Annotated in this window: 14 protein-coding genes; 6 read left to right on the forward strand and 8 right to left on the reverse strand. The window is 60.1% G+C overall.

Translation table 11 applies throughout. The annotated features are described in order from the left end of the window. Positions 1-236: 236 nt before the first annotated feature. From QYH43_RS04445 to tpx, 5 genes are all read right to left on the reverse strand, one after another. Positions 237-1,706: an efflux transporter outer membrane subunit gene (locus QYH43_RS04445; RefSeq protein ID WP_095060139.1), complete on the reverse strand. Its 1,470-nt coding sequence runs from the start codon at positions 1,704-1,706 to the stop codon at positions 237-239. Continuing rightward, entirely contained in the window at positions 1,703-4,810 is a 3,108-nt protein-coding gene (locus tag QYH43_RS04450; protein WP_301156504.1) for an efflux RND transporter permease subunit, read from the reverse strand. The genes QYH43_RS04445 and QYH43_RS04450 overlap by 4 nt, the downstream gene beginning before the upstream one ends. Then, on the reverse strand, positions 4,807-7,911 hold the full coding sequence (locus QYH43_RS04455) for an MdtB/MuxB family multidrug efflux RND transporter permease subunit (protein WP_301156505.1): 3,105 nt from the start codon (positions 7,909-7,911) through the stop codon (positions 4,807-4,809). Before QYH43_RS04455 ends, QYH43_RS04450 begins: the two co-directional genes overlap by 4 nt. Further along, the gene (locus QYH43_RS04460; RefSeq protein ID WP_095060142.1) at positions 7,908-9,224 is read right to left on the reverse strand and encodes an MdtA/MuxA family multidrug efflux RND transporter periplasmic adaptor subunit; all 1,317 of its coding nucleotides are present in this window, start codon (positions 9,222-9,224) and stop codon (positions 7,908-7,910) included. The genes QYH43_RS04455 and QYH43_RS04460 overlap by 4 nt, the downstream gene beginning before the upstream one ends. A 179-nt stretch (positions 9,225-9,403) precedes the next feature. Further along, positions 9,404-9,904 carry a thiol peroxidase gene (tpx, locus tag QYH43_RS04465; RefSeq protein WP_095060144.1) on the reverse strand — a complete coding sequence of 167 codons (501 nt, stop codon included), beginning with the start codon at positions 9,902-9,904 and terminating at the stop codon, positions 9,404-9,406. Positions 9,905-10,165: 261 nt separating this feature from the next. Here tpx and QYH43_RS04470 point away from each other — a divergent pair, with 261 nt between their 5' ends. Together QYH43_RS04470 and QYH43_RS04480 are read left to right on the forward strand one after the other, a co-directional pair. Beyond that, positions 10,166-10,591 (forward strand): YciI family protein, encoded by a 426-nt coding sequence (locus QYH43_RS04470; RefSeq protein WP_301156506.1) that lies wholly within the window; start codon positions 10,166-10,168, stop codon positions 10,589-10,591. Between the two features lie 572 nt (positions 10,592-11,163). Next, the gene (locus tag QYH43_RS04480) at positions 11,164-11,523 is read left to right on the forward strand and encodes a hypothetical protein (RefSeq protein ID WP_301156507.1); all 360 of its coding nucleotides are present in this window, start codon (positions 11,164-11,166) and stop codon (positions 11,521-11,523) included. A gap of 51 nt (positions 11,524-11,574) precedes the next feature. On the opposite strand, the gene QYH43_RS04485 is transcribed toward QYH43_RS04480, so the two are convergent. Continuing rightward, a complete protein-coding gene (locus QYH43_RS04485; protein WP_095060148.1) occupies positions 11,575-12,069 on the reverse strand; it encodes a hypothetical protein in 495 nt (164 codons plus the stop codon). Between the two features lie 133 nt (positions 12,070-12,202). Further along, positions 12,203-12,724: a GNAT family N-acetyltransferase gene (locus tag QYH43_RS04490; RefSeq protein ID WP_301156508.1), complete on the reverse strand. Its 522-nt coding sequence runs from the start codon at positions 12,722-12,724 to the stop codon at positions 12,203-12,205. 225 nt (positions 12,725-12,949) lie between these two features. On the opposite strand from QYH43_RS04490, the gene QYH43_RS04495 reads away from it, so the two are divergent. The 3 genes from QYH43_RS04495 to QYH43_RS04505 all read left to right on the forward strand — a co-directional run bounded on the left by QYH43_RS04495 (position 12,950) and on the right by QYH43_RS04505 (position 15,264). After that, complete coding sequence (locus QYH43_RS04495) at positions 12,950-14,383, forward strand: PLP-dependent aminotransferase family protein (RefSeq protein WP_301156509.1); 1,434 nt, start codon at positions 12,950-12,952, stop codon at positions 14,381-14,383. A gap of 123 nt (positions 14,384-14,506) precedes the next feature. Then, positions 14,507-14,800: a putative quinol monooxygenase gene (locus QYH43_RS04500; protein ID WP_095060154.1), complete on the forward strand. Its 294-nt coding sequence runs from the start codon at positions 14,507-14,509 to the stop codon at positions 14,798-14,800. Between the two features lie 257 nt (positions 14,801-15,057). Next, the gene (locus QYH43_RS04505; protein WP_301156510.1) at positions 15,058-15,264 is read left to right on the forward strand and encodes a hypothetical protein; all 207 of its coding nucleotides are present in this window, start codon (positions 15,058-15,060) and stop codon (positions 15,262-15,264) included. A 123-nt stretch (positions 15,265-15,387) separates the two neighbouring features. Here QYH43_RS04505 and QYH43_RS04510 read toward each other — a convergent pair whose 3' ends face one another. After that, entirely contained in the window at positions 15,388-20,274 is a 4,887-nt protein-coding gene (locus QYH43_RS04510; RefSeq protein WP_095059871.1) for an NAD-glutamate dehydrogenase, read from the reverse strand. Between the two features lie 504 nt (positions 20,275-20,778). On the opposite strand from QYH43_RS04510, the gene QYH43_RS04515 reads away from it, so the two are divergent. Beyond that, complete coding sequence (locus QYH43_RS04515) at positions 20,779-21,135, forward strand: hypothetical protein (RefSeq protein WP_301156511.1); 357 nt, start codon at positions 20,779-20,781, stop codon at positions 21,133-21,135. Positions 21,136-21,299 lie beyond the last annotated feature (164 nt).

Below are 21,299 nucleotides of genomic sequence, written 5' to 3' on the forward strand. Positions count from 1 at the left end.
GTACTGATTCCAAAAGGGAACGCACTCACAATATAAGCAAAAGGCCATTAGTCCGATGAAACGCTTGTTTTACTGCTGGAGTGACCGAGCCAGACCCCTTTGTGGCGAGGGGGCTTGCCCCGGTTCGAGCGCGAAGCGGGCGCAAAATGCTGGCTGACTGATAATTTCGAGGGCCGCTTCGCAGCCCAGCGGGAGCACGCTCCCTCGCCACAGACAAGCAGCCTCACACAGTGTTGTCACTTGGTGTCGCTTACATCAAGCTGCCCATCCCACCCGCCGCCCAGCGCGGCAATCAACTGCACACTGGCGATCAGTCGACTTTGCTGCAGATCCAGTGCACTGCGCTCATTGTTCAGCGCCGAAGCCTGGGTCACCACGACATCGAGGTAGGCGATCAAACCGGCCTTGTATTGGTTCTGAGTCAATCGCAGCGACTCACGGGCCGCATCCAGCGCCTGTTGGCGCACGACGGCTTCATCCTGCAACACCTTGAGTTGAACCAGGTAATTTTCCACTTCGCGCAAACCGTCGAGCACGGTCTGGCGGTATTTGGCCACGGTCTCATCGTAGGCGGCTTCACTGCGATCGACCTCCGCCGAGCGCTGGCCACCGTCGAACAAGGTCATCGCCAGTTGCGGGCCGACCGACCAGAAGCGGTTGGGCACACTGAACAAATCTTTCGAAGTGCTGCTGCTATAGCCGCCGTTCAGGTTCAACGTAAAGTCCGGGTAGTAAGCGGCTTTCGCCACGCCGATGTTGGCGTTGGCGGCGATCACCGAGCGTTCGGCGGACGCAATGTCCGGACGCCGTTCCAGCAGCTGCGAAGGCAGGTTCAGCGGCACCTGTGGCAACTGCGGAATGTCTCGGGTTTCTGCCAGGCCGAATTCGGCCGGCGGCAAGCCGATCAACACCGCGATAGCGTTCTCGAACTGGGCGCGCTGCCAGATCAAGTCAACCAGATCAGCCTCGGTGCTCTTGAGCTGCGTTTGCGCCTGGGCCACCGCGTCCTTGCCGGAAACCCCGGCGCGATACTGGTTTTCGGTCATTTTCAGCGAACGCTGATATGCCTCGACGGTGGCTTCCAGCAAGCGTTTCTGCTCGTCGATCACGCGCAATTGCAGATAGTTCTGCACCAACTCCGACTGCTGGCTGAGGCGCATGGCCGCCAGGTCGGCGAAACTGGCCTGGGCGTTGGCGGTGTCGGCTTCCAGACCGCGACGCAATTTACCCCAGACATCCGCTTCCCAACTCACACCGGCCTCGGCGGTGTAGGTGTCACGGATACCGCTGGAAGAACTGGTCAGGCTCGAACTACTGCTGCCGGTGCCTTGGCTGGAGCGGTTTTTCCCGAGCGACAGGTCCACTGTCGGGAAAAACGCCCCCCGCGCACTGCGCACCAGCGCCTGGGCCTGACGGTACTGGGCTTCGGACTGCGCCACGGTCTGGTTGGCGCTGTTGAGTTTCTCGACCAGGCCATTGAGCTGCCGGTCGCCATACAACTCCCACCACGCGCCGCGAATGAGTGCATCACTCGGATTGGCCTGGCTCCAGCCCTCGGCAGCCTTGTACTGCACGGGGTCGGCGGCTTGCGGACGCTCATAGTCCGGGCCGATGGCGCAGGCACTGAGCATGACCATGCACAGTGAAAGGCTCAACAATCGCGAGCCCCGTACAGTGGCCAAATGGATAAGCGAACGGTCAGTCATAGCGGAGTTTCCAGAGCAGCATCGGTACGCACCCCACGCCAGCGGTTGAAGCGATGGCGCAGTTTGTCGAGATAGAGGTAAACCACCGGGGTGGTGTAAAGGGTCAGGACCTGGCTGAAAATCAGCCCGCCGATGATCGTCAGGCCCAGGGGCTGGCGCATCTCGGCGCCTTCGGCGCGGCTCAGCAACAACGGCAAGGCACCGAGGATCGCCGCCAGCGTGGTCATCAGAATGGGCCGCAAACGTTGCAGGCAGGCACTGCGAATCGACTCCAGCGGCTCCAGCCCTTGATGCCGTTCCAGTTGCAGCGCCAGGTCGATCATCAGAATGGCGTTTTTCTTCACCACGCCAATCAGCAGGAACAACCCGAGCAACGAAATCAGACTGAATTCGCCGCCCAGCACATAGATCGACAGCAGCGCGCCAACCCCGGCTGAAGGCAACGTCGAAAGAATGGTCAGCGGGTGGATGTAGCTTTCATACAGCACACCCAGCACCAGATACACCGCCACCAGTGCGCCGAGAATCATCCACGGCTGACTTTTCTGGGTCGCAGCGAAGGCGTCGGCCGTGCCGGCCATTTTCGCGATCACGTCTTCCGGCAGACCGACCTTGGCAATCGCACGCTCAATGGCGGCACTGCCCTGCTCCACGGTCACGCCCGCAGCCATGTCGAAGGCAATGCTTTCCGAGGCGAACTGGCCTTCGTGGCTGACCCGGTCATTTTCCAGACTGTTTTCGTAATGGGCGATGGTCGACAACGGAATTCGCGCACCGTCGGCGGTGATCACCTGAACCTGCTTGAGGGTGATCGGGTCCTGGGCGTACTTCGGATTGACCTCCATCACCACCTGATACTGGTTGAGGCTGTCGTAGATCGTCGAAATCTGCCGCTGGCTGTAGGCGTTGTTCAGCACCGAGGTGACCATGTCCATGTCGACGCCCAGGCGTTTGGCTTGATCGCGATCGACAATCAGCGTCACTTGCTGGGCACCCCGCCCTTCGCGGGCATCAATCGCCGTCAGCTCCGGCAAGGCCTTGAGCGCCGTCACGACTTTCGGATACCACTCGCGCAACGCGCTCAGATCGCCACTCTGCAGGATGTAGGAGTATTGGGACGAGGTTTGCTCACGGCCACCGCCAAATTGCAGGTCCTGGTCGGCCATCAGCATCAACTGCGCACCCGGCACCTTGGGCATTTCCTTGCGCAAGCGTTCGATGACTTTCTGCGCCGAGATGCTGCGTTCCTTGATCGGTTTCAGGCGCACGAGCATGAAGGCGTTATTGGTGCCGTTGCTGCCGCCGATGAAACCGGCAACGCTTTCGACCGCCTCGTCCTTCAACACCGCACGACGGAAAATTTCCATTTTCGGCTGCATCACACTGAACGACAGACCGTCGTCACCGCGCACGAAACCGATCAGCTGCCCTGTATCTTGTTGCGGAAGAAATGTTTTAGGAACAACAACATACAGCGCGATATTAACGCCAATTGTTACGAATAGACTGAGCAACGTCAGGAGCCGGTGACGCAACACCCAGTCCAGGCTCGTGGCGTATTTACCGACCATCCACTCGTTGGCGCTCTGACTCCAGCGTTGCAGCCGGTTTTCCTGCCCCGGCGTATGCGGCTTGAGCCAGCGGGCGCAGAGCATCGGTGTCAGGGTCAGCGAAACGATCAGCGACACCACGATGGAAGCCGCGAGGGTGATGGAAAACTCGCGAAACAGACTTTCAATGATGCCGCCCATGAACAGGATCGACAGGAATACCGCCACCAGCGAGACGTTCATCGACAGCAACGTGAAACCGACTTCCTGGGCGCCGAGGTACGCGGCTTTCATCGGCGGCACGCCTTTGTCTATGTGCCGGGAGATGTTTTCCAGCACCACGATGGCATCGTCCACCACCAGCCCCGTGGCGAGGATCAGCGCCATCAGCGACAGGTTGTTCAGCGAGAAACCGTAGAGGTACATCACCGCAAAGGTACCCACCAGCGACACCGGCACCGCCAGGGTCGGGATCAGCGAGGCGCGGAAGTTACCGAGAAACAGGAACACCACCAGGATTACCAACGCCACGGCGATCAGCAGGGTCATTTCCGCTTCGTGCAGCGTGGCCTTGATCACCGGCGAGCGGTCCATGGCCAGGTTCAGTTTGACGCTGGCGGGCAGCACGGCCTGCAACGCCGGCAACTGGGCCTTGATCTCGTTGACGGTCTCGATGATGTTGGCACCGGCCTGCCGGTTGATCACCAGCAGTACCGCAGAGTCGTCGTTGAAGAAACCGCTGTTGTAACGGTCTTCGACGCCATCGCTGACCTTGGCCACATCCTTCAGACGCAGGGCCGCGCCGTCGGCGTAATGGATGATCAGCGACTCGTAGTCCTTGGCTTTTTCCAACTGGTCGTTGGCCTGCACCTGCCATAAACGCTGGCCGTCCTCCACCGAACCCTTGGGTCGGCGCACGTTGGCATTGGCGATGGTGTTGCGCACATCGTCCAGCGCCACGCCGTACTGGTTCAGCGCCTGCGGCTCGAGCTCGATGCGCACCGCCGGCAGGGAGCTGCCGCCGATCTGCACTTCGCCCACGCCCTGCACTTGCGACAGGCTCTGGGACAGGATGGTCGAGGCCAGGTCGTAGAGCTGGCCTTTTTCCAGCACGTCCGAAGTCAGCGACAGCACCATGATCGGCGCCTGGGACGGGTTGACCTTCTTGTAGGTCGGCATGCTGCGCATCCCGCTGGGCAGCAGGTTGCGCGAGGCATTGATCGCCGCCTGCACTTCCCGCGCCGCGCCGTTGATGTCGCGGTCCAGGTCGAATTGCAGGATCACCCGGGTCGAGCCCTGGCTGGAGCGGCTGCTCATGGTGTTGACCCCGGCGATGGCGCCGAAGGAACGCTCCAGCGGCGTGGCCACGGTCGACGCCATGACCTCCGGGCTCGCACCGGGCAGGCTGGCTTGCACCACGATCACCGGGAAGTCCATTTGCGGCAGCGGTGAAACTGGCAACAGGCCGAAGCTCACCCCACCCAGCAGCATGATTGCCAGGCTCAACAACATGGTCGCGACCGGGCGTTTGATGAAAGGTCCGGACAGGTTCATGGCTGCTCTACCGCTTCCACGGACTCAGGTTTGCGCCCCCAGCGGCGACCGAGGCGGTCGAAATACAGGTAGATCACCGGGGTGGTAAACAGGGTCAGCACCTGGCTCAGCAACAAGCCACCCACCATCACCAGACCCAACGGCTGACGCAGCTCCGCGCCAGAACCGGTGGCCAGCATCAACGGCACCGCACCGAACAACGCCGCCAGGGTGGTCATCAGAATCGGTCGGAAACGCAACAGCGCTGCCTGGTAGATCGCCGTTTCCGGGTCCATGCCCTGATTGCGCTCGGCGTCGAGGGCGAAGTCGATCATCATGATCGCGTTCTTTTTCACGATGCCGATCAACAGGATGATGCCGATGATCGCGATCATGCCCAGGTCGTTGCCGCTGAGGATCAACGCCAGCAGCGCACCGACCGCCGCCGATGGCAGGGTCGAGAGAATGGTGATCGGGTGGATGTAGCTCTCGTAGAGCACACCGAGCACGATGTACATGGTCACTACCGCCGCCAGAATCAGCAGCAAGGTACTCGACAACGACGCCTGGAATGCCTCGGCCGCGCCCTGGAACTGGGTCTGCACGCCAATCGGCATGCCGATGTCCTTCTGCACTTGCTCGATGATCTCCACCGCATGCCCCAATGCCACGCCGGGTGCGAGGTTGAAGGACATCATCACCGCCGGGAACTGGCCGATGTGGGTGATCGCCAGTTGTGCCTGGCGCTCTTCGATGTGCGCCAGGCTGGACAGGCGCACCTGTCCGCCATCGGTGGTCTTGACGTGGATCTGGTCAAGCGCCTGCGGGCCGATCTTTTCACCCGACTGCGATTGCAGCACCACGCGATACTGGCTGGCCTGGGTGTAGATCGTCGAAATCTGTCGCTGACCAAAAGCGTCGTACAGCGCATCGGTGATGTTCGACACCGACACCCCGACCCGCGAGGCCGCATCACGGTCGATCACCAGATAGACCTGCAAGCCCTTGTCCTGCAAATCGCTGGCGACATCGGCCAACTCCGGGCGATCTACCAGGGCGTCCACCAGACGCCCGCTCCACTGGCTCAACAGTTCTGAATCCGGCGACGACATGCTGAATTGGTACTGCGTACGGCTGACGCGATCCTCGATGGTCAGATCCTGCACCGGCTGCATGAACAGGCGGATGCCCACCAGTTTGTCCACTTCCGGTTGCAGACGAGCGATCACCTCGGGCGCCGTCAGATCGCGATTGCTGTGAGACTTGAGGTTGATCAGCAGGCGACCGCTGTTGAGTGTCGAGTTGTCGCCATCCACGCCGATGTAGGACGACAGGCTCTCGACCGCAGGGTCGGCAAGGATGACCTTGGCCAGTTCCTGCTGGCGCTCGCTCATGGCCGCAAAGGAAATCGATTGCGGCGCCTCGGAAATCCCCTGGATCACGCCGGTGTCCTGCACCGGGAAAAAGCCCTTGGGCACCACCATGTACAGGACCACTGTCAGCGCCAACGTGCCGATAGCCACCAGCAACGTCAGCGGCTGGTGCTTGAGCACCCACTGCAACTTGCGCCCGTAGGCAGCGATCATCCAGTCGATGAACGCACCGCTGGCGCAGTAGAAACGGCCCTGCTCTTCTTCCTTGGGTTCGCGCTTGAGCAAGCGTGCGCACATCATCGGGGTCAGGGTCAGGGATACGACGAGAGAGATCAGGATCGCCACCGCCAGGGTGATCGCAAACTCACGGAACAACCGCCCGACCACATCGGCCATGAACAGCAGCGGGATCAGCACGGCGATCAGCGACAGGGTCAGGGAAATCAGGGTAAAGCCGATCTGCTTGGCGCCCTTGAGCGCCGCGTTCAGCGGGCTGTCGCCTTCTTCGATGTACCGGGAAATGTTCTCCAGCATGACGATTGCGTCGTCCACCACAAAACCGGTGGCGATGGTCAGCGCCATCAGGGTCAGGTTATTGACCGAAAACCCCGCCAGGTACATCACGCCGAACGTGCCGATCAACGACAACGGCACGGCGACCGACGGAATGATCGTCGCGCTGGCCCGGCGCAAAAACAGAAACGTGACCATGACCACCAGGGCAATGGCGATCAGCAATTCGTGCTGCACGTCCTTGACCGAGGCGCGGATGGTTTGGGTGCGGTCGGTCAGTACCACGACGTCGAGACCGGCCGGCAGGTTGTCAGTGATGCTTGGCAACAGGGCCTTGATCCGGTCGACCACTTCGATGACGTTGGCGCCGGGCTGACGCTGGATGTTCAGCAGCACGGCCTGATTTTCATTGGCCCACGCGGCCAGCCGCTCGTTTTCGGCACCGTCGACGATTTCCGCGACGTCCTTGAGCCGCAACGGCGCGCCATTGGCGTAAGCCAGGATCAGGTTGGCGTAATCCTTCGGCGAGGTCAGTTGGTCGTTGGCATCGAGCATCGACACCCGGGTCGGGCCGTCGAAGTTGCCTTTGGGCTGATTGACGTTGGACGCGCCGATCAGAGTGCGCACGTCCGACAGGTTCAGGCCATTGGCAGCCAGCGCCTCGGGGTTGACCTTGATCCGCACCGCCTGACGTTGACCGCCGGCAATGCTGACCATGCCGACGCCGCTGATCTGGGCGATTTTCTGCGCCATGCGGGTGTCGACCAGGTCATTGAGCTTGGGCAACAACATGGTCTTGGAGGTGATCGCCAGCGTCAGCACCGGGGTGTCGGCCGGGTTGACCTTGTTGTACACCGGTGGCGCCGGCAAATCCTTGGGCAGCAGGTTAGTGGCCGCGTTGATCGCCGCCTGCACTTGCTGCTCGGCCACGTCCATGTTGATGTCGAGGCTGAAACGCAGGGTCAGCACCGACGCACCGCCGGAACTGGTGGATGCCATTTGCGTCAGGCCGGGCATTTGCCCGAACTGCCGCTCCAGCGGCGCGGTCACGGCGCTCGTCATGACGTCCGGACTGGCGCCGGGGTACAGCGTCATGACGCGAATGGTCGGGTAATCGACCTGAGGCAGTGCCGACACCGGCAGCAGCCGATAAGCGATGATACCGGCCAGGATAATGGCCAGCATGCTCAGGGTGGTGGCTACCGGGCGAAGAATGAACAGCCGCGAGAGATTCATGCGCCGCCCTTTTTCGCCTTGTCGGTGGTTGCCGGCTCAGGCGCAGTGGCTGCCGACTTGCCTTGCAGCTGTCCGGTTGGCGTGGCGGGTACGTCCTGGCTGTCGTTGACCACTTCGACTTCACTGCCCTCCTTCAGACGGTCAGTGCCCTCCAGCACCACGCGATCACCTGCGACCAGGCCTTCGGTGACGACGGTGTTGGTGCCGTCGCTGGCACCGATTTTCAACTGGCGAATCTTGACCTTTTTGTCACCGTCGAGGGCATAGACGAACGTGCCGTTGGTGCCAAACTGGATCGCGGCGGACGGTGCCAACACGACGTTTTTGAGCGTATCGGCCAGTAAGCGAACGTTGACGAACTGATTGGGGAACAGCGACTGATCGCGGTTCTCGTAGCGGGCCTTGAATTTCAGGGTGCCGGTGGTGACGTCGATCTGGTTGTCCAGGCTCTGCAATACGCCAGTGGCTTGCAGTTTGGTGTCACCGCGATCCCAGGCTTCGGCGGGCAGTTTGGCACCGCTGCGATAACGGGCGAGCACGGTTTCGAGGCTGTTTTCCGGCAGCGTGAAGGCCACACTGATCGGCTGGGTCTGGGTGATGATCACCAGCGCCGTGGTGTCGTTCGCCGCGACCAGATTACCCACGTCCAATTGGCGCAGGCCGACGCGTCCGGCAATGGGTGCGCGGATCTTGGTGAATTCGAGATTGAGCTTGGCGTCGTTGACCGCCGCCTGATTGGTCTTGACCGTGCCCATGTATTGACCGACCAGCGCTTCTGCGGTGTCCAGGGTTTGCTTGGCGATGCTGTCTTCGCGGTACAGGCCGCGATAGCGCTCGACATCGACCTGGGCGTTTTTCAATTGCGCCTGGTTCTGCAACAAGGTGCCTTCAGCCTGCAGCAAGGCGTTCTGGTACGGACGCGGATCGATCTCGGCGAGCAGGTCGCCAGCCTTGACCATCTGCCCCTCTTCGAAATTGATCTTCATCAGTTCACCGCCAACGCGGCTGCGCACATTGATGGTGTTCAACGCCGTGACGGTGCCCAGCGCCTTGTAGTACAGCGGGAAATCACCCTTGACCGCCGGGGCGACGCGCACCGGAACCGGCCCTGAAGCACCGCCGAACCCCGGCCGCATCCCGCCCGGCCGGCCAGTGTGCCCGGCCGTGGCTTTCTGTCCCGCCCCTTCTTTCGGGACAGCGCCATCGGGCCAGAACTTCCAGCACAGGGCGGCGATGACCAACAGGACGAGCAGGCCAAACAGCCAGCGACGGGGATTACGGGAAGCGGAGGATTGCATTGAGAGATCAACCATTGGGCGCGTGGGCTTGTTTTACATGAGGCTGAACGATAAGCACTGGCGGCTCTTAAGCAAAGCGCCTTTACCGGCAATTTACCTTCGGCTTACGTAACAGGAGTTTTCTGTAAGACACTGAAGCACAAATGAAAACGGCCTGGACAGAGCCAGGCCGTTAATAAGTGTAAAAGCTACGCTTATTTCAGAACAGCAAGTGCCGCTTCGTAGTTCGGCTCGTCAGCGATTTCGCCAACCAGCTCGCTGTGCAGCACGTTGTCGTTCTCGTCCAGTACCACAACGGCACGGGCGGTCAGGCCTTTGAGCGGGCCGTCAGCGATGGCAACACCGTAGTTTTCGATGAACTCGGCGCCGCGCAGGGTCGACAGGTTCTGTACGTTTTCCAGGCCTTCGGCGCCGCAGAAACGGGCTTGGGCGAACGGCAGGTCAGCGGAGATGCACAGCACGACAGTGTTGGCGACGTCGCCGGCCTTGGCGTTGAACTGACGCACGGAAGTGGCGCAGGTCGGGGTATCGACGCTTGGGAAGATGTTCAGCACTTTGCGCTTGCCGGCAAAGTCTTTGAGGGTGACGTCGGACAGATTGCCGGCAACCAGGGAAAAGGCTGGCGCCTTCGAGCCGGCTTGAGGCAGTTGGCCGTTGACTTGAACCGGGTTGCCTTTAAGAGTGACTTGAGCCATGAACGGAGTCCTTCTGACGTGGTGGTGGAGAGTTTTTGACGAGGCAGAAGTTAACCACGAAATTGTCCTACGACCTATGGCAAAAACAAATTGTCACGCATCGGCGACAATAATTGGATACAACTTGCCGCCCTCCTTCCTTTGAACAACACAAAACCCTGTGGGAGCGGCGGCCAAAAAATTAGCGGGCCGTGTTGTCGATTCAAGCAGGAGCCGTTCGACTATCCAGCGAATCTTCAAAAATCCAGCGGAGACACCACCATGCGATTCATGATCATCATCAAAGCCAGCCCCGATTCCGAAGCCGGCGTGATGCCCAGCCAGGAACTCCTGACCGCCATGGGCAACTACAACGAAGAACTGGTCAAGGCCGGCATCATGCTCGCGGGCGAGGGCCTGCACCCGAGCAGTAAAGGTGCCCGTGTGAAGTTCTCGGACGAAAATCGCGCAGTGATCGACGGACCGTTCATTGAAACCAAGGAATTGATCGCCGGTTTCTGGTTGTGGAAGGTGAAGTCAAAAGAAGAAGCCATCGAATGGGTCAAGCGTTGCCCCAACCCAATGCCGGGCACCGAGGCCGAGATTGAAATTCGCCAGGTGTTTGAAGCCGAAGATTTTGGCGCTGAATTCACGCCGGAACTGAGGGAGCAGGAAGAGCGGGTTTGGGAACAGGCGAAGAAGAACTGATTCTTTGTTGCGTTCAGCCTGACTATGCAGCGTAGACAAGGATTGCTTGAGTTGAAGCAACGCTTGATCACTGGCCGGCTCGCGGCCGTAACAGGCGCACAGGAACGTTTGCAGGCGCGGGCTGAGTCGGCCGATTCCAGCCAGGCAGCGTGCCGGGCGCTGAGTCGCGCTTGCCAGGCCAGGCAGGCGCGATTTACGAGCGGGCGGGTAAACCAGAGCAATGCCAACAGGGCCGGCAACAATGCCAGCCACCCGATCCATTGCCCGGAAAGGTGCAGTCGATTTTGCTGGCCGAGTTTTTCAGGTCCTCGGTGATCGAGACCCGAGCGTCCGTACTGGCCCAAGGCCAACACTCCGCGCGGCGTGATCCACAGCTTCGCCAACGGCAAGATCGAAGACACCGGCGAGCGGACTCACTTATGAAATGCGAACACAACCCCTGTAGGAGCTGGCTTGCCAGCGAAGTCGTCTTTACAGTCGATATAGATACTGACTGAACCACCGCTTTCGCTGGCAAGCCAGCTCCTACAAGGTTTGTGTTTACGTCGAAATTGGCACAAGGCAACAAATCCATGCCCTCACGTGTCGCCAGCAAGTCGTCGGCCATACCTGCCCCTGATGTCGTCTCCCCTGCGCTGCTGATGCCCGCCCTGCTGCTGTTCGTCTCCGGTGCTGCGGCGCTGGTGTACCAGGTGCTGTGGATCAAGCAGTTGTCGTTGGTGGTGGGCGTCGAGGTGTACGCCATCACCACGGGGATCAGTGCATTTTTTGCCGGGTTGGCGTTGGGCGGTTTGCTGTTTGGACGCTGGGCCAACCGCAATGCGCGGTTGTCGCTGATCCAGTACTACCTCGACAACGGCCAGGAACCGAAAGCCCAGCTGCTGTTGCAAGGCTGGAAGAAAATGAACATGGGTGATCCGGCGTTGAAGTGAGCCGGGGCCCGCTACCTGTAGAAGCGGGCGCAGCGCTCATCTCTGGAACAGTCAAATGCGGTTGCGGGGAATCAAGCCTTGCAACTGCTGCGCCAGAAAATTCGCATCGAACTCGAAGACATCCGGATCTTTCAAACCATTGGTCTTGCGCCATTGCCAACTATTGGCCGGTGGTTGGCAAACCAGTGAAACGCTGCCAAGGCGCGCAGCCGTCAAGCCCGCGATCCCCAAAGCAACCTGGCCGCCCGTGCCCATCACTTCCGGAACAAATTCCACCGGTTTACCGGTAATCACGATGGACAGTTTCTCGGTCTTGAAGGTCGATGTCTCAACCGGAATGCTGGGGCCCGAGGCGACATACGCGTCGCGTTTCACCTCCAGCAGACTCGGCGCCTGCACCGGCGCCAGCCATTGCTCGATCTGATCGAACAGCTCGCTGATGCGCGCCGCCCAAACCGCTGACTGAGACTCGAACAATTGCTTTTTATGCGCTTCACTTTCTGCGTAGTGGCGCAGCATTTCACCCAGTTGCTGTACATCGTCCATTGCGGTGTTCCTTTGATTGGAGCGGTGCTACGGAGGTTGAGCATGGCAGATGCGCGCCGCACGCGTACGACTAAACGCGTGAGCGGCACCTCCGGCGGAATGCCCAAGGTAACGCTCGCATCAGACGTTTGACTCAAACCGCCTGTGGCTTGTGACGCAGGCGTGCCATGCTCAAGGTGTCCACCAGCACGCCATCGCGCACGGCGTAGTCACGAAACAGGCCTTCAGTTTCGAAGCCAAACTTTCGATACAGCGCGATGGCCGCTTCATTGTCCGCATACACCGAAAGCTCGACCCGGTGCAGGTTCATCCAGTTGTCAGCGATATCCAGCGCCGCCGCCAGCAACTTCGAACCGACACCCTTGCCCTGCCACGCGACGGCGACGCCCATACCGAAACTGCCGGCATGGCTACGACGACTGCGCGAATACTGTTCCAGGCCGATGTTGCCGATCACGGTCCCTTGATGCAGGGCCACGACTTTCACCAACCGCTCGTCATCCTGAGCCAGGCGTTTACGCCAGAGTTCGGTGGATTGAAACGGCATTTGCAGGGTTTGACGACCTATCAACGGATCGTTGTAAAGCGCGGTAATACCCTCGATGTGCGATTCGCTGAAGCGTTCGAGGGTGATGACGGGATCGGTGGTGGGCATGAGTGATTCAATCCTTGATACAGACATGGCTGTTCACTCTATACCGCTATCTAATGTTGTGGCGATTATAAAAATCTGGGGGCGAGCTTGCTCCCACAGGTTTGATTGGGCTCAGCTTTCAGACCGGCAATCAGGCCATTACGCGACGCAACTTCTGGACAACACACGGATGAGGGTAATCTGGTGCGACGCACACGCGCCTCAATTGCTCCGGAGCTTGGCGGTATGGAACTACATGTTGTCATCAATGGCCGCAAAGACCTCGCCGGCCAGTTGTACAACCAACTGCGCAGCGCCATCGAGACCGGTCGCCTGGCAGCCGGGGCGCAACTGCCGCCCAGTCGCCTGTTGGCCGAACAACTGGGCATTTCGCGCAAGACCATTTCCGACACCTACGCACAACTGACCTACGAAAATTTCCTCACCGGCGTGGTGGGCAAAGGCACCTACGTCAACGCACGGACGTCGAAAGTGCAGCACAAGCAGAGTCACTCGGAGCTGGCCGGTTGTGAGGTGATCGAATCCTGGCGCAACCTGCCGGTGTTTTTGCGCCACCCGACGCTGGAGGGCTCGCTGCGTTACGACTTCATTGGCGGCGCCACCACCAAGGGGCAGTTTCCCCACGATGACTGGCGACGCTGCACCGCCCATGCATTGCGCCAGATTGCGGCGTCAAAAGGCTATTACAGCCTGCCCGAAGGCTTGCCGGCGCTGCGCAACGCCATCGCACGGCACATCGCGTTCTCTCGCGGGGTCATTTGCCAGGAGGAAGACGTGGTGGTGTGCAACGGCGCGCAGCAAGCGCTGGACCTGATTGCCCGGGTGTTGATCCGTCCGGGCAGCATCGTCGCCATGGAAGACCCCGGTTATCCGCCGGCACGCCTGTTGTTCGGCACCCATGGCGCCACGGTGATCGGCGTTCCGGTGGATGCCCAAGGCATTGTGGTCGACAAAATCCCCCTCGGCACTCGGCTGATCTATGTCACCCCGTCCCACCAGTTTCCGCTCGGCATGCCCATGAGCCAGGCGCGTCGGGTAGCGTTGCTCGCCAAGGCTCAGGAACTGGGCGCGATCATTATCGAAGACGATTACGACAGCGAATTCCGTTATGAAGGACGGCCCACCGACTCGCTGCAAAGCATGGATGAATGCGGGATCGTTGCGTACGTCGGCACGTTCTCCAAAACCCTGCTGCCAGAACTGCGGCTGGGCTACACGATCCTGCCGCCGGCCATCCTCGAAGCCGTGGTGCGGGCCAAACAGCTCACCGATTTGCACACGTCCACCCTGCCGCAATGGGCTTTGGCCAAGTTCATCGCCGAGGGTTGCCTGCTCAAACACATTCGACGCTGCCATACGATCTATGCCGGTCGCCGCGACCGCATCCTGACGCGCATGGCTGGCGACCTCTCGCCCTGGCTTGAGGCGGTGCCGAGCACGGCGGGTTTCCACATGGTGGTGATGTGCAAAGTGCCGATGGATATTCCCTTGGTGATCGAACTGGCGAAAAAAGTCGAAGTCAGCCTGTACTCCATCGACAGCTTTTTCTATCAAGAAGCACCACGGGCCGGGCTTTTCTTCGGGTTTGGCGCCATCGAAACCCTTGATATCGACATTGCCCTGGACCGTCTGCGCGACATCCTGCAGCAGGTGGCCTGAACGATTCGCCTGCGGCTTTATCCGGCGATTGGCTATTGGCGGCCCCCAGGTGCGGGCCTATTCTGGATAGGCGTTATCCCTCAATGAGCAGGATTCGTCCGGCCTGATTCAGGAGTGAGAACAATGGCCCATGAAGTGATCAATACCGTACAGGTGCAAGCCGCCGCCGGCCGCTCGGACGAACTGGGTAAGCAACTGCAAAAGATTGTCGACACCCTGCGTGAACTGCCGGGCTGTGATTCTTATATGGTCGACCGCTGCCCCGAGGACACCAACCGCTGGACCGTCAGCGCCCGCTGGCAGTCGGAAGAAGCCATGCATGCGCACTTCGATCGCCCTGAAGTGCAGGGTTTTATCAGTCTGATCGACAGCCAGTTGGCCAATGCCGTGGACTTCAATAGTTTTCCGATCGTTTAAAAAAAACACCTGTGGCGAGGGAGCTTGCTCCCGTTCGTCTGCGCAGCAGACGCAAATCAAGCAACCGCGTGCCTGACCCTGCGCATCTGCTGGACTTGGGGCCGCTGCGCAGCCCAGCGGGAGCAAGCTCCCTCGCCACAGTTGATCCCCTTAGCCCTACCATTGGTCCCCTCTCCTTCCCGAATATTGGCTGTTTAACGGCTACCGCTTGCGCACTACTGTGGTTTGCAACGACCAACCCTCGCAGGTGATGAACCATGAACGTTGTCCTCTTTTGTGCTGCCCCTCTTGCCGCCCTGGCCCTGATGGTTTCTGCCTCGGTGTTTGCCCATGAGCCTTCGGAAAAGGTCACGGTGCTGCAAGACGAATTGCTGAAAAACGCCAGCGCGACCCAACCCGCCAGGTTGCTGGTGTTCATGGTATTGGCGCCGGACGAAAAAGTGCTGATCCCACTGGAAAACTGATGACCGCCCCCGCCCCCCTGTAGGAGCGAGCCTGCTCGCGATGAGGCCCGATCAAACACCACAAAACCTGCAGGCAAAAAAAACCCGCATCTCTCGATGCGGGTTTTTTCATTCAGCGCCTGATCAGGCCGCCGGTTCCAGCTCAGCAGCGACAGCGGCAGGTACAACCGCCTGCCCGCTCAACGCCAGGTCCAGCAGTTCGCGGTTGGCGACCGCGTACATGGCGTAATCGGTGCCGCTGGCGGCACGGATTTCCACCAGCATGGTACGCCAGCGCTCGATCATGCTCGCATGCTGCTCCATCCACAGCGCCAGGCGTGCTTCCACGTCCTGGGTGCCGTCGCCCTGTTGCAGGACCGAGATGGTGATCGCACGTTGCTGCCAGTCGACGTCATCACGGAACGCTTCACGGGCCAGGGCCTGCCAGTTGTTTTCAACCGGCAGAGCGCTGATCTGTTGCAGGTACCAAGTGATGTCCAGCGCGCTGCCCACGGCGAAGTAAGCCTTCGCTACGTCGGCGGCGTTCTGGCCGGTCACGTCGGAAGCCTCGATGATTGGCAGCAAGGTGTACAGGTGAGTCGTACCTGCAACCATGCGCGCCAGCAACTCAGGCACGCCAGCCGCGACGTAAGCCTGGTAACGGGTCTGCCAGCCTTCGCGGGTCGGGCCTTCCAGCAGTTCGTCGAGCTTGAGGCCCAGCGCTGCCAGATGCGGACCGAAGTGCGCGACGTCACGGGCAGCGTTCTGCTCGTTGCGACGGGTGCGCAGGAACCAGCGCGTGGCGCGACGGCCCAGACGCATCAGCTCGTCCATCAGCTCCAGTTGCACGTCGGCGGAGACCTGGTAGTCCAGGGCTTCGATCTGACGGAACCAGTGCGGGAGATGGAAAATGTCACGCACGATTACATAAGCGCCAGCCACGTTCGCCGGGCTCATGCCGGTCGACTCTTTGAGTCGCTGAACGAAGGTGATGCCCATGTGGTTGACCAGGTCGTTGGCGATCTGGGTGCTGACGATTTCGCGCTTCAGACGGTGACGGCGCATGGCCGCGGAGAACTTGCTCACCAGCGTCGGCGGGAAAGCGGTTTCCATGTCGCGGGTCAGGTAGTCGTCGTCCGGCACCAGGGAGCCCAGCAACTGCTCCTTGAGGTCGATCTTGCTGTAGGAGATCAACACCGACAACTCGGCACGGGTCAGGCCATGGCCTTCAGCGATGCGTTCGTTGATGGCCTCTTCAGCCGGCAGGAACTCGATGGCGCGATCCAGCTTGCCGCGGCCTTCCAGATCGTTCATCAGACGCTTGTATTCGGCAATCCGCGGCAATGCGCGGCGGGCTGCCAACGACAGGGCCTGAGTCTGCTTGTAGTTGTTGCCCAGCACCAGACCACCGACTTCGTCGGTCATGCTCGCCAGCAACTCATTACGTTGCTTGTCGGTCATGTCGCCAGCCTGAACCACTTCGTTCAGCAGGATCTTGATGTTCACTTCGTGGTCGGAGCAGTCCACGCCACCGGCGTTGTCGATGAAGTCGGTGTTGGAACCGCCGCCATTGAGACCGAATTCCACACGACCCAGTTGGGTCATGCCGAGGTTACCGCCCTCGCCCACGACTTTGCAGCGCAGTTCGTTGCCGTTCACGCGCAGTGCATCGTTGGCCTTGTCGCCGACATCGGCGTGGCTTTCGGTGCTGGCCTTGACGTAAGTACCGATACCGCCGTTCCACAACAGATCCACGGGTGCCTTGAGCAAGGCATTGAGCAGTTCGGTCGGGGTCAGTTTGTCGGCCTTGATGTCGAAGCGCTCTTGCATCTGCGGGGAAATCGCAATGCTCTTCGCGCTACGGGAGAAGATGCCGCCACCTTCGGACATGAGGCTGGTGTCGTAATCCGACCACGACGAACGTGGCAGGTCGAACAGGCGCTGACGTTCGGCGAAACTCGACGCCGGCTCAGGGTTCGGATCGATGAAGATGTGCAGGTGGTTGAACGCTGCGACCAGTTTCAGCTTGTCGGACATCAACAGGCCGTTACCGAACACGTCACCGGCCATGTCGCCGACGCCGACGACAGTGATGCTGTCTTCCTGGACGTTGATGCCGCGCTCGCGGAAGTGGCGCTGAACGCCAACCCACGCGCCTTTGGCGGTGATGCCCATTTTCTTGTGGTCGTAACCGGCCGAACCACCGGACGCAAACGCGTCGCCCAGCCAGAAGCCGTAGTCGATGGCGATGCCGTTGGCGATGTCGGAGAAGGTTGCAGTGCCTTTGTCCGCGGCCACTACCAGGTACGGGTCATCGTCGTCATGACGCACGACGTTGGCCGGCGGAACCAGTGCGCCGTCCTTCAGGTTGTCGGTGATGTCCAACAGACCGGAAATGAAGATGCGGTAGCAGGCAATGCCCTCGGCCGCGATCTCGTCACGGCTGCCGCCCAGTGGCAGGCGACGCGGCAGGAAGCCGCCCTTCGCACCCACCGGCACGATGACCGAGTTCTTCACTTGCTGGGCTTTTACCAGGCCCAGGACTTCGGTACGGAAGTCCTCTTCACGGTCGGACCAGCGCAGACCACCCCGAGCGACGTTGCCGAAGCGCAGGTGCACGCCTTCGACGCGCGGCGAGTAAACGAAGATTTCGAACTTCGGAACCGGCTTCGGCAACTCAGGAATCAAGTGCGGGTTGAACTTGAAGCTGAAGTACGACTTGTTATGGCCGTTGGCATCGGTCTGGTAGAAGTTGGTACGCAGGGTCGCTTTGATCAGATCAAGGTAGCGACGCAGGATACGGTCTTCGTTCAACACCTGGACGTCGTCCAGCGCGGCCAGAATGGCGTGTTCCAGACGTTGTTCGAGGTCGTCGCTGCTCAGCTTGCGCGCCAGGTAGAAACGGGTCTTGAACAACCGGGTCAGCTCGCGAGCGATGTCGGTGTGGTTGTTCAGGGTGCTGGCGATGTAACCCAGGTCGAAGCCCAGACGAATCTGCTTCATGTAGCGGGCGTAAGCACGCAGCAGTGCAACGTCACGCCATGGCAGGCCGGCGGTCAACACCAGGCGGTTGAACGCATCGTTTTCGGCATCGCCGCGCACGATGTGGACGAAGGCGTCCTGCAGCGTGTCATTGAGTTGCTGGATGTCGAGTTCCAGGCCTTCGGCAGCAGTGAACGCGAAATCGTGAATCCAGAACTCGCGGCCACTGTTGTGGCGCAGGCGATACGGGAATTCACCCAACACGCGCAGACCGAGGTTTTCCAGGATCGGCAGTACGTCAGACAGCGCCAGCGGGGTGTCGGCGTGATACAGCTTGCAATGCAGCATGCGCTGACCGGACACCTGGCCCAGCGGCTGATAGAAGCTCATCACCAACGGATTTTTTTCGTTGAGGCTCAGCAGATGCTGCATGTCGACCACAGCCGAATGCGCTGCGAAACGCTCGCGATAACCGGCCGGGAAGCCTTTCGGGAAGTCGGCCAGCACGTTGGTGCCGTGGGCTTCGCCGAAACTTTCGACGGTCAGTGCGGCGTAGTCGTCCTGCCAGCTGCGGCAGGCCTGAACCACTTCTTTTTCCAGCAGCAGCGGGTCGATATCCAGGCGGTTTTTCGGATCAACACGCAGGATCAACTGCACGCGGGCCAGCACGGACTCGGAGAAGAAGGTCCAGAACTCGCAGTCCGAAGCTTTCAGGCGATCCATCAGCACTTGCTGGATCTTCTGGCGCACTTCGGTGGAATAGATGTCACGCGGCACGTAGGCCAGGCAGTAGCAGAAACGGCCGTACGGGTCTTTGCGCAGGAACACGCGGATCTTGTTGCGTTCCTGGATCTGCACGATCGACATCACGGTGCTGAACAGCTCGTCGACCGGGGTCTGGAACAGGTCATCGCGCGGCAGCACTTCGAGCACCTGCGCCAATTCCTTGCCCAGGTGAGCCTTGGACTGGAAGCCCGAACGGTGTTCGATTTCCTCGACCTTGCGGCGGATGAACGGGATGACCCGCACGCTCTCGCCATACACCGACGAGGTGTACAGGCCCATGAAACGACATTCCTTGATGACCTTGCCATCGGCGTCGATTTCACGGATCGACACGTAATCGGGGTAAGCCGGACGGTGTACACGGCTTGGGTGTGCGGCCTTGGCGAACGACAGCAGGGTCGGTTCGCGCAGGTAGTTCACGGCGTAGTCTTCGATGCGCAGGTCATCGTAGGTCAGGCCGGCGCGCAGCAGTTTGGTCAGGCCGAGGAAGGAGTCCTTGTCGTAGACGATGTGGCCGCCATCGGCCTCGTCGTTGACCACAAATTCTTCGTAGCCGAGGAAGGTGAAGTGGTTGCCCACCAGCCATTCCAGGAAACTCTTGATTTCGTTCTTTTCGTCGGCATCGACGGCGAACTGGCTGTTGTCCAGTTTGGTCAGGATGTCCTGAACCTTGGCCTTCATCGGTTCAAAATCGCCCACTGCAACGCGGACTTCGCCGAGCACTTGCTCCAGCTCTTTGGTCAGCACATTGAGTTCGGCGGTATTGGCGCAACGGTCGATTTCCAGGTACATCAACGACTCTTGCAGGATGTCGTCGCCCTGGGTGCCTTTCGGCAGGATTTCCAGCAACTCGCCCTTGCTGCCACGACGCACGCTGAGCACGGTCGTTTGCAGGGTGTGGATGCTGTAACCGCGGCGGTTCAGCTCGGTGCGCACCGAGTCCACCAAAAATGGCAGGTCGTGGTGCAGCACTTCGACCGCAGTGTGGGTCGACTGCCAGCCGTGGCGTTCGTAATCGGGGTTGTAGACGCGCACTTGGGGTTGCGCGTGATCGAAGCGCTCAAGCAGGCGCCACGCAGAAAGAGTACAGCCAGCGAGGTCGGACAACCGACGTTGAGTCAACTCGTCCAGGGAAATGATGCCGAAGAATTGTTCAGCGAACAGCGCCACTTGTGGCAGTGCCTGTTCACTGATGTGCTGCGCCAGTGCCGCTTGCAGTTGGTGCTGGAAGTCGGCTTTGCTGGCTGCGGTGAAGAACGCCATCTGTGGTACTCCGCTTGGGCTTGTTATTGATGGAAGCGTCGCGTGCAAAACCCCTGTTCGGGGCTACCCGTCACCCCGCTCCTGATTCTCGGGCAGAGGAAACAGGGTGACAGGTGGGTGAAGCTGGACGGGACACTCGGGTCACATTCACCTTCCGTGAATGGGCATCTGCAAAAACGACTGGGCTGCGAACAGCGCAATGCCTTTACGGGTGCTCATCCGTTGCGCAGCTTAACCAGAGCGGCAAGGCCCGTGCTTGCGGTGCTGCGACATATTCGGTCAACGGTACGCAGCTCAAGGCGTACGCTTGGAACAACACTAGCATTCGCACAGAAAAATGACGGTTTTCCGTCCGGTTTTACGGGACGTACGTACCAGAAATGACCCGTAACACACTGGCTGTCCGTTATCGGGATAATTGACGCTCAACGAGCAGAAATGTGCGCGGGCTGGCAGAATTGCCCTTTGTTGCGTTTACCACGCTCGTCGAGCCAGGAATTTCCCATGAAAATGAAAACCGCCCTCTTGATCGTCAACCCTTGCGACGACGAAGAAGACAACATGGCCATGGTCTGCTGCCACAGCGACCAGGGCGAGATGTTCCTGATGAGCCGCTACCCGGACGAAGACGAGCTGGAGATTACCCTCGATGGCGAGCCTTCGACCCTCGATGGCGTCAAAGTGACCCTTAGCCCTTCGCTGCTGAAGATCGAAATCGCGGCAGCGGATGCCGATGCGTTGAATGGGGATGATGTGCTGGAGATCACCTTTGATGCTGACATGGTGGATCTGGCTGAAGTGGAAGAAACCTTGCAGAACATTCTGAAAGGGACTGGAACGTATATCAGCCAGCTGGCCTGACAGACCGCTTTCGCTGGCAAGCCAGCTCCTACAGTCGATTTGCATCGCATTAGACCCGTAGGAACAGGCTTGCCAACAAAGGTGCCAGCGAGATCCCTTCATCACTCCCCCCTAAAAAGTCGGATGTCCGTAAGTACGGACTACATTCCGCTTCCTTCCCAGTA

This window comes from Pseudomonas sp. C32, assembly GCF_030417915.1.
Lineage (GTDB): Bacteria > Pseudomonadota > Gammaproteobacteria > Pseudomonadales > Pseudomonadaceae > Aquipseudomonas.